This is a genomic window from Pantoea sp. OVA07A (assembly GCF_019969975.1).
GTDB lineage: Bacteria > Pseudomonadota > Gammaproteobacteria > Enterobacterales > Enterobacteriaceae > Pantoea > Pantoea agglomerans.
In genome coordinates, this window is sequence record NZ_JAHXYM010000001.1 from 226062 (window position 1) to 240274 (window position 14213).

General features: G+C 60.1%; 12 protein-coding genes. 10 read left to right on the forward strand and 2 right to left on the reverse strand.

All coding sequences use genetic code 11. The features are described 5' to 3' along the window. Positions 1-62: 62 nt before the first annotated feature. The 5 genes from phnP to phnE (LC417_RS01010) all read left to right on the forward strand — a co-directional run bounded on the left by phnP (position 63) and on the right by phnE (LC417_RS01010) (position 4530). Positions 63-833 (forward strand): phosphonate metabolism protein PhnP, encoded by a 771-nt coding sequence (gene phnP, locus LC417_RS00990; protein ID WP_223565710.1) that lies wholly within the window; start codon positions 63-65, stop codon positions 831-833. Positions 834-911: 78 nt separating this feature from the next. Further along, positions 912-1742, forward strand: a complete 831-nt coding sequence (phnC, locus tag LC417_RS00995; RefSeq protein ID WP_223565352.1) for a phosphonate ABC transporter ATP-binding protein — start codon at positions 912-914, stop codon at positions 1740-1742. A 26-nt stretch (positions 1743-1768) separates the two neighbouring features. Then, positions 1769-2695: a phosphonate ABC transporter substrate-binding protein gene (gene phnD, locus LC417_RS01000; RefSeq protein WP_010247773.1), complete on the forward strand. Its 927-nt coding sequence runs from the start codon at positions 1769-1771 to the stop codon at positions 2693-2695. A gap of 93 nt (positions 2696-2788) precedes the next feature. Beyond that, a complete protein-coding gene (phnE, locus tag LC417_RS01005; RefSeq protein ID WP_132500001.1) occupies positions 2789-3649 on the forward strand; it encodes a phosphonate ABC transporter, permease protein PhnE in 861 nt (286 codons plus the stop codon). Next, positions 3646-4530 (forward strand): phosphonate ABC transporter, permease protein PhnE, encoded by an 885-nt coding sequence (gene phnE / locus LC417_RS01010; RefSeq protein ID WP_223565353.1) that lies wholly within the window; start codon positions 3646-3648, stop codon positions 4528-4530. Before phnE (LC417_RS01005) ends, phnE (LC417_RS01010) begins: the two co-directional genes overlap by 4 nt. On the opposite strand, the gene LC417_RS01015 is transcribed toward phnE (LC417_RS01010), so the two are convergent. Continuing rightward, positions 4484-7099 carry an ATP-binding protein gene (locus LC417_RS01015; RefSeq protein ID WP_223565354.1) on the reverse strand — a complete coding sequence of 872 codons (2616 nt, stop codon included), beginning with the start codon at positions 7097-7099 and terminating at the stop codon, positions 4484-4486. The two genes, phnE (LC417_RS01010) and LC417_RS01015, sit on opposite strands and share 47 nt — an antisense overlap. Positions 7100-7246: 147 nt before the next feature. On the opposite strand from LC417_RS01015, the gene LC417_RS01020 reads away from it, so the two are divergent. From LC417_RS01020 to LC417_RS01035, 4 genes are all read left to right on the forward strand, one after another. After that, positions 7247-8761 carry a sugar ABC transporter ATP-binding protein gene (locus tag LC417_RS01020; protein WP_033767643.1) on the forward strand — a complete coding sequence of 505 codons (1515 nt, stop codon included), beginning with the start codon at positions 7247-7249 and terminating at the stop codon, positions 8759-8761. Positions 8762-8771: 10 nt separating this feature from the next. Next, complete coding sequence (locus tag LC417_RS01025) at positions 8772-9752, forward strand: ribose ABC transporter permease (RefSeq protein WP_010670880.1); 981 nt, start codon at positions 8772-8774, stop codon at positions 9750-9752. 90 nt (positions 9753-9842) lie between these two features. Beyond that, on the forward strand, positions 9843-10781 hold the full coding sequence (locus LC417_RS01030; RefSeq protein ID WP_010247755.1) for an ABC transporter substrate-binding protein: 939 nt from the start codon (positions 9843-9845) through the stop codon (positions 10779-10781). Between the two features lie 44 nt (positions 10782-10825). Continuing rightward, the gene (locus LC417_RS01035; protein WP_223565355.1) at positions 10826-11524 is read left to right on the forward strand and encodes a D-lyxose/D-mannose family sugar isomerase; all 699 of its coding nucleotides are present in this window, start codon (positions 10826-10828) and stop codon (positions 11522-11524) included. On the opposite strand, the gene LC417_RS01040 is transcribed toward LC417_RS01035, so the two are convergent. Next, positions 11525-12268 carry a response regulator gene (locus LC417_RS01040; RefSeq protein WP_052270614.1) on the reverse strand — a complete coding sequence of 248 codons (744 nt, stop codon included), beginning with the start codon at positions 12266-12268 and terminating at the stop codon, positions 11525-11527. A 422-nt stretch (positions 12269-12690) separates the two neighbouring features. Here LC417_RS01040 and LC417_RS01045 point away from each other — a divergent pair, with 422 nt between their 5' ends. Next, positions 12691-13989: an NCS2 family permease gene (locus LC417_RS01045; RefSeq protein ID WP_212685931.1), complete on the forward strand. Its 1299-nt coding sequence runs from the start codon at positions 12691-12693 to the stop codon at positions 13987-13989. The last annotated feature ends 224 nt before the right edge of the window (positions 13990-14213 follow it).

A 14213-nucleotide genomic window follows, 5' to 3' on the forward strand; every position in this document is an offset into this window, starting at 1 on the left:
TCTCTTATCCTGGCACCGGCGGTGACAGTCCGGCATCGACATCCGCTACCAAAGGCGCATCAATGAAACTCACTTTTCTGGGTACTGGCGGGGTCACTGCCGCACCGCTGCCGGGCTGCGACTGTCGCGCCTGTCAGCGGGCGCAGCTCAATAGTGGCTACGCGCGTGCGCCCTGCAGCGCGCTGATTGAGTTTGGTCGCGAGCGCATCCTGCTGGATGCCGGTCTGCCGCTGCTGGCGTCGCGCTTCCCGCCCGGCACGCTGACACGCATTCTGTTGACTCACTACCACATGGATCATGTGCAGGGGCTGTTTGCACTGCGCTGGGGAGTGGGCGCGCCGATTCCGGTCTGGGGTCCACCCGATCCGCGAGGCTGTGACGATCTCTATAAACATCCTGGCCTGCTCGATTTCCGTCCCGCCTTAACGCCGTTTGTAGCGCACGCCTTTGGAGAACTGCAGGTCACGCCGCTGCCGTTGCAACACTCGAAAATGACGCATGGCTATCTGTTCGACTGGCAGGGCACCCGGCTCGCCTGGCTGTGTGATACCTGCGGGTTGCCACCCGACACCGCCGACTTCCTGCGCGGTCAGCCGCTGGATCAGCTGGTGATTGACTGCAACGATCCGCCGCAAGCAGAGCCGCGTAACCATAATGATGTGACCCAGGCGCTGGCGATAGCAGAGATGCTCCAGCCGCGTCAGATCTGGCTCACCCATCTCAGTCATGAGATGGATAACTGGTTAGCTGAGAACCCGTTACCGGACGGCGTGCTGGCTGCCCGTGACGGCCAGACGCTGCTGTGCGGCGCGCACTGGCCTGTCACGGTTTGATCATCTGACTGTCATCTCGTGTTCATCGCGTCACGCCTTAATAACCCGCAGAACGCAATCAGCGATGACGGAGAAACCATGGCACAGGCACTTCTGAAAACGGTGGTCGACAACGACCTGCCACCGGCCAGCCTCAGCGGACAAAAAGTGTTGTCGGTGCAGAAACTGAGCAAAGCCTACGGCGAGACTCAGGTGCTGGATCAGGTCAGTTTCGACCTGCACGCCGGTGAGCTGGTGGCGGTGATTGGCCGCTCTGGCGCGGGTAAATCGACCCTGCTGCACATGCTCAACGGCACGATTGAAGCGACTTCCGGCGCGATTATCAGTCTGCATCATGGCGGAGCGGATCGTAACGTGGTTACGCTCAACAGCCGCCAGCTGCGCGAATGGCGCAGCCAGTGCGGCATGATCTTTCAGGATTTCTGTCTGGTGCCACGCCTCGACGTGCTGACCAACGTGCTGCTGGGCCGTCTGAGCCAGACCGGCACGCTGAAATCCTTCTTTAAAATCTTCTCCGACAATGACCGGGCGCACGCCATCGAACTGCTGCAGTGGATGAACATGCTGCCGCAGGCGCTGCAGCGGGCGGAAAACCTTTCTGGCGGGCAGATGCAGCGTGTGGCGATCTGCCGTGCCCTGATGCAGAACCCCAAAATCCTGCTGGCCGATGAGCCGGTGGCGTCACTCGATCCCAAAAATACCAAGCGCATCATGGATGTGCTGCGTCAGGTCAGCGAGCAGGGCATCAGCGTGATGGTCAACCTGCACTCGATTGAGCTGGTGAAAAGCTACTGCACCCGGGTGATTGGCATTCAGCGCGGCGTGGTGCTGTTTGACGGCCATCCTTCAGGACTGACCGACAGCCTGCTGCACCAGCTGTATGGCGATGAACTTAACCAAATCCATTAACTTCCACAGCAAGAGAACAACCCCGAATGAAACTGACTTCTTTAGCACTCCTGACCAGTGTAATGGCGTTTGGTGTCAGCGCAGCGGATGCGCCGAAACAGCTTAATCTGGGGATTCTGGGCGGTCAGAACGCCACCCAGCAGATTGGCGATAATCAGTGTGTGAAGACCTTCTTTGATAAAGAACTGGGTGTGGATACCCAGATGCGCAACGCCTCCGACTACTCTGGCGTGATTCAGGGTCTGCTGGGTGGCAAGATCGATATGGTGCTGAGCATGTCGCCAGCCTCGTTTGCGTCGGTCTACATTCAGGACCCGAAAGCGGTCGATGTGGTTGGCATTGTGGTGGATGACAAAGATCAGTCACGCGGCTACCACTCGGTGGTGATCGTCAAAGCGGACAGCCCCTACAAAAAACTGGAAGACCTGAAAGGGAAATCTTTCGGTATGGCCGATCCCGACTCGACGTCCGGCTTCCTGATGCCGAACCAGGCGTTTAAGAAGATGTTCGGCGGCTCAGTGGATGACAAATATAACAACACCTTCTCCAGCGTGACCTTCTCCGGCGGCCATGAGCAGGACATTCTGGGCGTGCTGAACAACCAGTTTGATGGCGCAGTGACCTGGACCTCACTGGTCGGTGACTACAACAGCGGCTATACCTCTGGCGCGTTTGGCCGTCTGATCCGCATGGACCATCCTGATCTGATGAAGCAGATCCGCATTATCTGGCAGTCACCGCTGATCCCCAACGGTCCGGTGCTGGTCAGCAACAAGCTGCCCGCTGACTTTAAAGCGAAAGTGGTGTCGGCAATTAAAAAGCTGGATAAGGAAGATCACGCCTGCTTCGTGAAAGCGGTGGGCGGCGAGCAGCACATCGGTCAGGCAACGGTTGCCGATTATCAGAACATCATCGATATGAAGCGCGACCTGATGAAAGGCAGCCGCGGCTAAATCCAGCTACTTCTTATCTTCTCCGCTCAGGCGGGGAAAGCGGGACGCAGCAAACTCGCCTGCGTCCCGCTGCTTTAGCGCCGGAGATCCCCTTTGACCGAATTCGAACACTACTACCAACGCATCCGCCGCCAGCAGAAACGAGACGCGCTGCTCTGGTCACTGCTGCTGGTGGCACTCTACCTGGCGGCGGGCAGGGTGGCAGAATTTAATCTGCTTACCGTCTGGCAGTCGCTGCCGCACTTCTTTGACTACCTGCACGAAATTCTGCCGGTGTTGCATCTGCCGCTGCTGTTTGCCGACGGCAAGACCGAAGGCTCGCTGGCTTACTGGGGCTACCGTCTGCCGATCCAGCTGCCGCTGATCTGGGAAACACTACAACTGGCGCTGGCTTCGACGCTGGTGGCGGTGGCACTGGCCGCGGTGCTGGCCTTTTTCGCCGCCGACAATACCCAGACGCCGGTCAGCGTGCGGATGACGATTCGCGCCTTTGTCGCCTTCCTGCGCACCATGCCGGAGCTGGCGTGGGCGGTGATGTTTGTGATGGCCTTTGGCATCGGGGCGATCCCCGGTTTTCTGGCGCTGGCGCTGCACACCGTGGGCAGCCTGACCAAGCTGTTTTACGAGGCGATTGAGTCGGCGTCGGATAAGCCGGTGCGCGGCCTGGCGGCCTGCGGAGCCAGCAAGCTGCAGCGGATGCGTTTCGCTTTCTGGCCACAGGTTAAGCCGGTCTTTCTCTCCTACAGCTTTATGCGGCTGGAGATTAACTTCCGCTCCTCAACCATCCTTGGGCTGGTCGGCGCGGGCGGCATCGGCCAGGAGCTGATGACCAACATCAAACTGGACCGCTACGATCAGGTCAGTATTACGCTGCTGCTGATCCTGATTGTGGTGTCGCTGCTGGATACGCTCTCCGGCCAGCTTCGTCGCCGTGTGACAGGAGACAGGACATGATAAGCACCGTTCCCGATATCGCGCTAATGAAGCAGCAGCATCGTGAACTCTTCGCCGCACAGCCGCGCTATCTGCGTCGCCTGGCGCTGATCACACTGGCGTTGCTGCTCTATTACCTCTTTTTCTTTTCGGTGTTTGGTCTGGAGTGGTCGCGCCTGCTGATGGGCTGTCAGCAGCTGGGGCGCTATTTCCTGCGGATGTTTGTCTGGCACGACTTCCTGAACTGGCCGTTTGGCTACTATCTGTCGCAGGTCGGCATCACCTTAGGGATTGTCTTTGCCGGCACGCTGACTGCCTCGCTGCTGGCGCTGCCGCTGTCGTTTCTGGCGGCGCGCAACGTGATGCACAGCCGAACTGCGAAACCGCTGGCGTTTCTGATGCGCCGTCTGTTTGACGTGTTGCGCGGTATCGACATGGCGATCTGGGGGCTGATCTTCGTCCGGGCGGTCGGCATGGGGCCGCTGGCCGGGGTGCTGGCGATTATCCTGCAGGATGTCGGTCTGCTCGGCAAACTCTACGCCGAAGGGCACGAAGCGGTGGAGCGTTCACCGGGTCGCGGACTGGGCGCCGTCGGCGCCAACAGCCTGCAGAAACACCGCTTCGGCATCTTCACCCAGTCATTCCCGCAGTTTCTGGCGCTGAGCCTTTACCAGATAGAGTCCAATACCCGCTCAGCGGCGGTGCTGGGCTTTGTCGGCGCCGGGGGCGTCGGTTTGGTTTACGCTGAGAATATGCGCCTGTGGAACTGGGATGTGGTGATGTTCCTGACGCTGATTCTGGTGGTGGTAGTGATGGTGATGGATGTGATCTCCAGCCGCCTGCGCAAGCGCTACATCAGCGGGAAGCCGGTGCCGTTGTGGCAGCCTGCTGCGCGCGATTAAGCCTTTCGCTGCGCTGCCAGGCGCGCTGTAACGCCTGCACCAGCTGTGCCTGCTGCCAGGGTTTCGCCAGCCGTTCGCACAGCGGCAGCGTCACCGGCTGGTGGCGCAGGTCCTGACCGCTGATAAGCAGCGTCGCCAGCTGCGGCCAGTTCTGCTGCGCCTGGCGGATCACCTCCGCGCCGTTAATCTCGCCGGGTAGCATCAGGTCGCTGATCAGCAGGTCGATATCAGGTGTCTGGCGCAGCAGCGCCAGCGCCTCTTCACCGTCACCACACTCCAGCGTCAGATAACCCAGTTGATGCAGATGCTCACAGAGTGTCTGGCGCACCGCCGGTTCATCATCCAGCACCAGCACCAGCCGGTTACTGGCCGCCTCAATGTCCGTCTCAATGTGCACAGGCGATGGCGGGGCGATCACTGCGGCGACGGCGGCTTCCGGCGCGCGTGGCAACAGCAGCCGCACCGTGGTGCCCTGGCCTGGCGCGGTTTCCAGTTCGATCTGGCCGCCAGACTGCCGCACGAAGCCATAGACCATCGACAGGCCCAGCCCGCTGCCGCTGCCGGTAGCCTTGGTGGTGAAAAAAGGCTCAAACACCTGCTCACGAACCCCGGCCGACATGCCGCAGCCGTGGTCTATCACCTCAATTGTTACCCTGTCACGTTTCTCATCCCCTTCCAGACGGCGCTGATTCCAGATGCGCAGCCGGATTTCGCCGCTTTGCTGATGCATCGCATCGCGGGCATTTACCACCAGATTCATCAGCGCATTCTCCAGCTGGCTGGCATCAATCCAGGCGGGCCAGCCGGGACGCTGTGCATCAATAATCAGCTGCTGGCCAGGCAGCAGCGAGTGCTGCAGCAGCCCCTGCAGGTTATCCACCAGCGTCACCACCGACACCGCACGGGGATAGAGAGCCTGCTTGCGGGAGAACGCCAGCAGCCGCTGGGTCAGCTGTGCAGCGCGGTCGGCCGCCTGTCGCGCCCGATCAATCCGGCTGGCCAGCGGGCCGGGCGTCAGCTGGCCTTCGGTCAGCGCCAGACTGCCGATAATCACCGCCAGCAGATTGTTGAAGTCGTGTGCCAGTCCGCCGGTCAGCTGGCCGACCGCCTTCATTTTCTGGCTGTGCTGCAGCGCCTCCTCCAGCGTTTTACGCGAGGTCCGGTCCAGCACGGTATTGACCATGCCGCGCCGCGGGATTGGACTGAAGCGCAGCTCCAGCGTACGACCATCGGCCAGCCGGATCTCCTGCGGTTCACCGGGATCGTGCAGATCCACCGCCAGCGGCGCCAGCAGTTGCTGCCAGGGAACGCCGCGATGCAGTTCATGCGGCGCGATGCCGAGCAGCTCCGCATACTGGGCGTTCCACACCACCAGCTGACCGTTGTTATCAAACAGCGCAAAGCCGTCGCGCATCGCCAGAAAGGTGGATTCCAGCTGATTACTCTTCTCTTTCAGCAGCCGTGAGGTGTGAGCCAGCGAGGCGGTGTTACGGGCAAAGACGTTAAACGCCCGCGCCAGCTCGCCCAGCTCGTCGCGACGTTGCAGCCCTGGCACGCTGACGTTCTGCTCGCCCTGCGCCAGCCGCGTCATGGCCCCGGCAATCGCCGTCAGGCTCGACCCGAGATTGCGATAGATGTAGATACCGGCATAGCCGGTGATCGCCAGCGCCAGCAGCGCAAACAGCGCGATAAAGCCGATGATGGAATCCAGCTCACGGTGGGTCGCCAGGGTGCGCGCCTCACTCTGTAACGCCACCTGCTGCACCGAGGCGCTGATATCTTCATTCAGCATCGCCACCAGCGCTTTAATCCGGTAGGTGGCATAGGCGATCGCCAGGTCGCTCTGCTCCAGCGCCTCTGCCAGCGGCAGCAGGCGCTGCTGGGTAGCCAGCAGTCGCTGCACGTTTTCGCCGGTCACGCCCGTCAGCGGCACGTTGCGCCACTGCGCCATCACCTGCTGGAGCTGTTCGATGACGGCGATGGGCGAGGGTGTGCGGATCGCGATGGTGATCAGCCGTTCGGTTTGCTCCCGCAGTGCGGCATCCGGCAGCGTCCGCTGTTCCCGCTGCACCAGTTGGTCGATATGGCTGAGCAGAATCTGCGTCTGCCACAGGTCGCTCAGCATGTTGTTGCGCTGCAGATGACGCTGGTGGCCGGTCAGCAGCAGGCTGTTAATCGTCTGTTCCAGCATCAGGCTGCGGGCGCGGATCCGGGCGATGCGCTCCGGCTGACGTGCCGCCAGCGGTGCACTGGCCAGCAGGCTCAGCGACTGCTGCAACGCCTGCTGATTCTGCTGCAGCCGCTGTGATTCGCTCTGATACTCCAGCGCGCCCACCACCTGTGACAGCCGCACTGCCGCTGTCGCCACGTTGGCGGTATCCCGCGCCAGCGCCAGGCTGCCGTTCATGTCGGCCAGGGTCTGCGCCTGTGCCTGCTCCTGAATCGCCCCGGCATGACGAAAGCCGAAGATCGCCACCACGCTGACCATCAGCGTGACCGACACCACCAGCAGATTGAACAGCAACAGGCGTCCACGTGCCCCGGCCTGCCACGGATAAGTGCGCTGCATCCCACGACCTCTTATTCACTGCAACGATGGGCCGAGTATAGGAGCGTGCAGGCGGGCGTTTATGACAAATATGAATGGCCGCTGACATTTTCCGTTTATCTGGCGTTGCTTTACTGACGGCTATCCACAGTCCGCAGGAGCGAGGCGATGACAGCCACACCGATACTGGAAATGCGGGGAATTACCCGGCGCTTCGGCAGCTTTTATGCCCTGAAGGGCGTCGATCTCACGGTTTATCCCGGTGAGGTCCACGCGCTGATGGGGGAGAACGGCGCGGGTAAAAGCACACTGATGAAGATTCTGGCCGGTGCCTATACCGCCAGCAGCGGGGAAATTTTAATTGAAGGCAAGCCCTGGGCGCTGAAAGGGCCGAAAGAGGCACTGGCCGCCGGGATCACCCTGATTTATCAGGAGATCAACCTGGCACCCAACCTGACGGTGGCGGAGAACATTTTTCTCGGTAGCGAAATCGCGCCCGGCGGGCTGGTGAAGCGGCGGCAGATGGCCGAAGAGGCGCAGCGGGTCATTGACCGGCTCGGCGCGCAGTTCAGCGCCTGGGATCTGGTCAGCCGTCTGAGCATCGCCGAGCAGCAGCAGGTGGAGATCGCCCGCGCGCTGCAGCGCAACAGCCGCATTCTGGTTATGGATGAGCCGACCGCCGCGCTCTCCAACCGCGAAACCGAACAGCTGTTCGCGCTGATCAAACGGCTGCGCAGCGAAGGTATGGCGATCATCTATATCAGCCACCGCATGGCGGAGGTGTATGAGCTGTCCGATCGCGTCAGCGTGCTGCGCGACGGGGAGTATGTAGGCAGCCTGACCCGTGATCAGCTCAACGCCAGCGAACTGGTGCGGATGATGGTCGGACGGCCGCTCAGCGACCTGTTTAACAAAGACCGTGCTATCCCGCTGGGCGATATCCGGCTGGCGGTCAATCACCTTACCGATGGTGGCAAAGTGCATCCCAGCAGTCTTGAAGTGCGGGCCGGAGAGATTGTCGGCCTGGCCGGGCTGGTGGGCGCAGGCCGCAGCGAGCTGGCACAGCTGATTTTTGGCGTGCACAAGCCGAAAGAGGGCGAGATCTGGATCGATGGCGAGAAGGTCACCATCCATTCACCGCGCGATGCAATTGCACGCGGCATCGGTTTCCTCACCGAAAACCGCAAAGAGCAGGGACTGTTTCTGGAGATGGCGGCGCAGGAGAACATCGTGATGGCGACGCTGGAACGTGACGCCAGTTACGGGATGCTGAACCGCCGCAAAGGGCAGACCATCGCCAGTGAGGCGATCGCTTCACTCAATATTCGCGTTCCTCACGCTCAGGTCCGGGCGGGCGGTCTGTCGGGCGGTAACCAGCAGAAGCTGCTGATTTCGCGCTGGGTGGCGATTGGTCCGCGCATTCTGATCCTCGATGAACCGACGCGCGGCGTCGATGTCGGGGCGAAAAGCGAGATCTACCGCATGATGCAGGAGATGGCGCGGCAGGGCGTGGCGATTCTGATGATCTCCAGCGAACTGCCGGAAGTGGTCGGGATGAGCGACCGCGTTTACGTGATGCACGAAGGCACCATCGTCGGTGAGCTGGAGGGCAGCCACATCAGTCAGGAAAATATTATGACGCTGGCAACCGGTGCGCACAGCGCGTCAGCAGGCGAAATCTAAGGAGACCACCATGACACAACTGGCCCGCACCAAAGCACCGACGCTGAAACGCGCCCTGATGGGCGATCTGCTGCAAACGGTGGGTATCCTGCCGATTCTGATCCTGATCGTGGCGGTATTTGGTTTCGTCACGCCGAACTTCTTCACCGAAGCAAACCTGCTCAACATTACCCGTCAGGCGTCGATTAACATCGTGCTGGCGGCGGGCATGACCTTTGTGATCCTCACCGGCGGCATCGACCTGTCGGTGGGGTCAATGCTGGGGACCACCGCGGTGGTGGCGCTGGTAGCGTCGCTGGATCCGATGCTGGCTTCCATGACCATTCCGATGGCGCTGGGCGCAGGCCTGGTGATGGGGCTGTTCAACGGCATCCTGGTCGCCTGGGCCGGGTTGCCGCCCTTTATCGTCACGCTTGGCACCTACACTGCACTGCGCGGAGCCGCATACCTGCTGGCGGATGGCACCACAGTAATCAATTCCGATATTAACTTTGAGTGGATCGGCAACGGCTATCTCGGGCCGGTGCCGTGGCTGATTGTGATTGCCTTTGCGGTGATCGCCATCTGCTGGTTCATCCTGCGCCGCACCACGCTGGGCGTCCATATCTACGCGGTCGGCGGCAATATCCAGGCGGCGCGTCTCACCGGTATCAAGGTCGGAATGGTGCTGCTGTTTGTCTACGGCATGAGCGGCCTGCTGTCGGGGCTGGGCGGACTGATGAGTGCCTCGCGGCTATACAGCGCCAACGGCAACCTCGGGGTTGGCTATGAGCTGGATGCGATTGCGGCGGTGATCCTCGGCGGCACCAGCTTTGTCGGCGGCATCGGCACCATCACCGGCACCCTGATTGGCGCACTGATTATCGCCACGCTGAATAACGGCATGACGCTGATGGGGGTCTCCTATTTCTGGCAGCTGGTAATCAAGGGTGCGGTCATCATCATCGCGGTCCTGATCGACAAATACCGTACCCGTCATCATGTGAGTTGAGTCTTATAAGGGCGGATGTGCCATTTCACCTCCGCCATCTAAAAAACGCCATTAAGTGGTTGGCACCTTGAAAACAGCAGGAGAAGGTCTATGCGTTTTAATCCGATTGTAACCGGGCTGCTGGCGGCGACGCTGTTCAGTACCGGCCTGGCTCAGGCAAAAGAACTCAAATCTATCGGCGTAACGGTCGGCGATCTGGCAAACCCCTTCTTCGTGCAGATCACCAAAGGTGCAGAGATGAAGGCGCGTCAGCTGGCGGGCGATAAGGTGAATGTGACGCTGGTCTCCAGCGGCTACGATCTCGGTCAGCAGGTGGGCCAGATTGATAACTTTATTGCGGCCAAAGTCGACATGATTATTCTCAACGCCGCCGACTCCAAAGGGATCGCCCCGGCGGTGAAGCGGGCGCGTGATGCCGGTATCGTCGTGGTGGCGGTCGACGTGGCGGCCGATGGCGCGAATGCGACCATCACCTCCGATAACACCGAGGCGGGCGCGATGGCCTGTAAATATATTGCTGACCGCCTGAAGAACAAAGGCAACGTGGTGATCATCAACGGACCACCGGTCTCTGCGGTGCAAAACCGCGTTGAAGGCTGCATGACCGAGCTGAAAACCCATCCTGACATCAAGCTGCTCTCTTACAACCAGAACGCCAAAGGCAGTCGTGAAGGCGGACTGGAAGTCATGACCGGTCTGCTTTCTGCCAATCCAAAAATTGATGCGGTGTTTGCCATCAATGACCCGACAGCGATTGGCGCAGACTTAGCGGCGAAACAGGCGCAGCGCAGTGAGTTCTTTATCGTTGGCGTCGATGGCTCGCCGGACGGTGAAGAGGCGCTGAAGCGCAAGAATTCACTGTTCGTCGCGACGCCTGCGCAGGACCCGCAGGTCATGGCCGCCAAAGCGGTCGAGATTGGTTATGACATTCTGCAGGGCAAACCGGCACCGGACAAACCGGTGCTGATCCCGGTGAAACTGATCGATCGTAATAATATCGGCAGCTACCAGGGCTGGACGGTGAAATAAGCTTTAGTGCGGCACCTTTAGGGTGCCGCTCTCAGGAGGCCACCATGCAACGTTCAGAGGTTAATTATTACCTGCAACATACGCGCGAGTTTTTCCGACAGCAGGATGTGCATCTGCCGCCGTGGGCCGATTTCGATGTGAGCCAGTGGCGGGCTCAGGATCGTGAGGTCGCGCAGGAGATTCTGGCGTTGCGACTGGGCTGGGATCTCACCAGTTTTGGCGCAGCTGATTTTCTGCAGACCGGGCTGACACTATTTACCCTGCGCAACGGTTCACCAGGCAGGCAGCCGTGGCATAAACCCTACGCCGAGAAAATAATGCATGTGCGGGAAGGGCAGCAGACGCCGATGCACTACCATCCGCGCAAGATGGAAGACATCATTAATCGCGGCGGCGGAAATCTGATTGTCGAACTGCATAACCGCAACGGTGACGGGCTGGCTGATTCGCTGGTGGCGGTGTCGCTGGATGGCCTGCGCCAGACCCATGCCGCCGGTTCACAGCTGCGGCTCTCACCGGGTGAAAGCGTGACGCTGGAGGCGGGCATCTGGCACAGTTTCTGGGGTGAAAGTGGCCTCGGCGACGTGCTGGTGGGCGAGGTATCGATGCCCAACGATGACGAAAACGACAACGTGTTTCTGACGCCGCTGGCTCGTTTCAACCCGCTTGAGGAGGATGAAGCGCCGCGCTGGCTGCTGTGCAACGATTACGCGCACTGGCTATCCTGCGCGCGGCAGGCGTAATCAGGCAATCTGACTGGCACGCGTTGTCGAATCGGGTTTCACCACATCGGCCGAAAAGACATAACCCAGTCCGCGAATGGTGCGGATCAGGTCGGGCTGGTGCGGATTGATTTCGATTTTACGGCGCAGCCGCATGATCAGCACATCGATGGTGCGGTCAAACACGTCGAGACTTTCGCTGTGGGTCAGCTCCAGCAACTGATCGCGGGTCAGTACCTTGCGGGCGTGGCGTACCAGCGCGCGTAACAGGCTATATTCCCCCTGGGTCAGCGGCACCAGCTCGCGCTGCGGATTAAACAGCTGGCAGCGGCCATCATCCAGTTGCCAGCCGCCAAAACGCCAGCCCTCCTGTTCAGGGTCGGCCTGCGCTATGCGTCCGCTGCGACGCAGGGCCGCCCGGGTTCTCGCTACTACCACGCGTGGATTAAAGGGTTTGGCGATGTAATCATCTGCGCCCATCTCAAGGCCCACCACCATCTCCGCTTCAGAACCCATACCGGTCAGCATAATCACCAGCACTTCGGGTCGCTGACGCTGAAGCTGCTGCAATACCAGTAGCCCGTTGGTATCGGGCAGCATCATATCCAGCATCACCAGCGAGATTTCCGGGTGTTCGCTGAGCATCGATAGCGCCTCGCGTCCCTGATGACAGCGGTAGACCGTTAACAGATGTTCACTTAACGCATCCTGCAAGACGTCGCAGACTGCAGGATCATCATCCACCACCAAAATTGCTGGCTTCATTGCGCGGCCTCAGTGTTACGAAAGAGTTAATTCAGGAGTCTACACAGGCCAGAAAAGCTTGCTGAGGCAGCGTGCTGAAACGTGACCAGCTTCGCCTGTGAGAGTACGGAAGCGTGCGCTGGCGCAGAGTTTTTCGGGGCTGCCTGTTTGCCGCAGGAAAACGATTGCGCGGCATTGGTGCATTGCACCATAATCGCGCCTCGTTTTGGTTCGGAATTCTCTTAGGCGTACCCGGCTCTGCCAGGTAATCGATTGCGTCGGTAGCTGGCATGGCAATTGCTTTGGGCAGTGGGTAAGTCAGGGATTTCAGGCGATTCTGGCACGCAAGTATGCAGCGTCCGGCATCAGTGTCCCGGAAACAGAATAATCAGCATGCAAACCCCTTTGGCAAGTGAGACTGATGTCTCCTGTATCGAGAGATGATGATGTTAGAAAAACTATTCAAACTCAAAGCGCATAACACGACGGTTCGTACTGAGATTATCGCCGGGATCACCACCTTCCTGGCGATGGCTTATATTCTGTTTGTGAACCCAAGCATTCTGGGCGCGACCGGCATGGACAAGGGCGCGGTATTTGTTGCCACCTGTCTGGCGGCGGCGATTGGCTGCGTGCTGATGGGGCTGATCGCCAACTATCCGATTGCGCTGGCGCCGGGTATGGGACTGAACGCCTTTTTCACCTACACCGTTGTGCTGCACATGGGCTATACGTGGCAGATTGCGCTGGGCGCGGTGTTTCTCTCGGCGGTGATTTTCTTCGCGATGTCGCTATTTAAGATTCGTGAATGGATTATTGCCAGTATTCCGCTGCCGCTGCGCGCCGGGATTGGTGCCGGTATCGGGCTTTTTCTGGCGCTGATTGCGCTGGAAGGTGCGGGCATCGTGGTCGATAACCCGGCAACGCTGGTGGGCATTGGCGATCTGACTAAACCGGGTCCGCTGCTGGCGATGCTCGGCTTTGTGGTTATCGTAGTACTGGAAGCGCGTCGGGTGACGGGCGCAGTGCTGATCGGTATTCTGCTGGTGACCTTTATCTCCATGGGCATTGGTCTGTCGCCCTTTGCCGGGGTCTTCTCTGCACCGCCGTCGATTGCACCGACCTTTATGCAGCTGGATATTGCCGGCGCGTTTAACGTCGGCCTGATCAGCGTGATTTTTGCCTTCCTGTTTGTTGATGTGTTTGATAACACGGGCACGCTGCTGGGTGTGACCAAACGCGCCGGTCTGGCGGATGAGCAGGGTAACGTGCCGAAGATGGGCCGTGCGCTGATTGCTGACAGTGCGGCTGCGCTGTTTGGTTCGCTGCTCGGCACCTCGACCACTACCAGTTATGTGGAATCGGCGGCGGGCGTGAGTGCCGGTGGCCGTACCGGCCTGACCGCGATTGTGGTCGCCGTGCTGTTCCTGCTGGCCCTGTTTTTCTCGCCGCTGGCCTCCAGTGTTCCGGTTTATGCCACCGCGCCTGCGTTGCTGTTTGTAGCGGTGCTGATGGCCTCGGGCCTGGCAGAGATTGACTGGAAAGATATCACCACCGCCGCGCCGGTCACCGTGACCGCGCTGACCATGCCGCTGACCTATTCGATCGCCAACGGCATCGCGTTTGGTTTTATTACCTGGACGCTGGTGAAGCTGCTGAGCGGACGCGCGAAAGAGGTGAATGCGGCGCTGGTGATCCTGTCGATTCTGTTTGTGATTAAGCTGGGATGGTTAAGTGCTTAGTTGTTGCCTGGCGGCAGGGGGGGCGCTTAGCAGCGGGCGGATTTCGCTGTGCAGCGGGCTGGCTATGAGCGGGTTTCGCCTGGCTGCGGGCTGGCACACTGAGTAAGTTTCGCTTAGCAGCGGGCTGGCTATGAGCAGGTTACGCCCGCCTGGGCGATGGAGCGTTTTAGATCACTTAGCCGCGCGTTAACACTGAGCGGGTTTCGCCCGCCAGGCGTTCGGGA

Coding starts and splice junctions, on each gene's coding strand:
- phnP (WP_223565710.1), top strand. CDS start 63: ATGAAACTCACTTTTCTGGGTACTGGCGGGGTCACTGCCGCACCGCTG.
- phnC (WP_223565352.1), top strand. CDS start 912: ATGGCACAGGCACTTCTGAAAACGGTGGTCGACAACGACCTGCCACCG.
- phnD (WP_010247773.1), top strand. CDS start 1,769: ATGAAACTGACTTCTTTAGCACTCCTGACCAGTGTAATGGCGTTTGGT.
- phnE (WP_223565353.1), top strand. CDS start 3,646: ATGATAAGCACCGTTCCCGATATCGCGCTAATGAAGCAGCAGCATCGT.
- LC417_RS01015 (WP_223565354.1), bottom strand. CDS start 7,099: ATGCAGCGCACTTATCCGTGGCAGGCCGGGGCACGTGGACGCCTGTTG.
- LC417_RS01020 (WP_033767643.1), top strand. CDS start 7,247: ATGACAGCCACACCGATACTGGAAATGCGGGGAATTACCCGGCGCTTC.
- LC417_RS01025 (WP_010670880.1), top strand. CDS start 8,772: ATGACACAACTGGCCCGCACCAAAGCACCGACGCTGAAACGCGCCCTG.
- LC417_RS01030 (WP_010247755.1), top strand. CDS start 9,843: ATGCGTTTTAATCCGATTGTAACCGGGCTGCTGGCGGCGACGCTGTTC.
- LC417_RS01035 (WP_223565355.1), top strand. CDS start 10,826: ATGCAACGTTCAGAGGTTAATTATTACCTGCAACATACGCGCGAGTTT.
- LC417_RS01040 (WP_052270614.1), bottom strand. CDS start 12,268: ATGAAGCCAGCAATTTTGGTGGTGGATGATGATCCTGCAGTCTGCGAC.
- LC417_RS01045 (WP_212685931.1), top strand. CDS start 12,691: ATGATGTTAGAAAAACTATTCAAACTCAAAGCGCATAACACGACGGTT.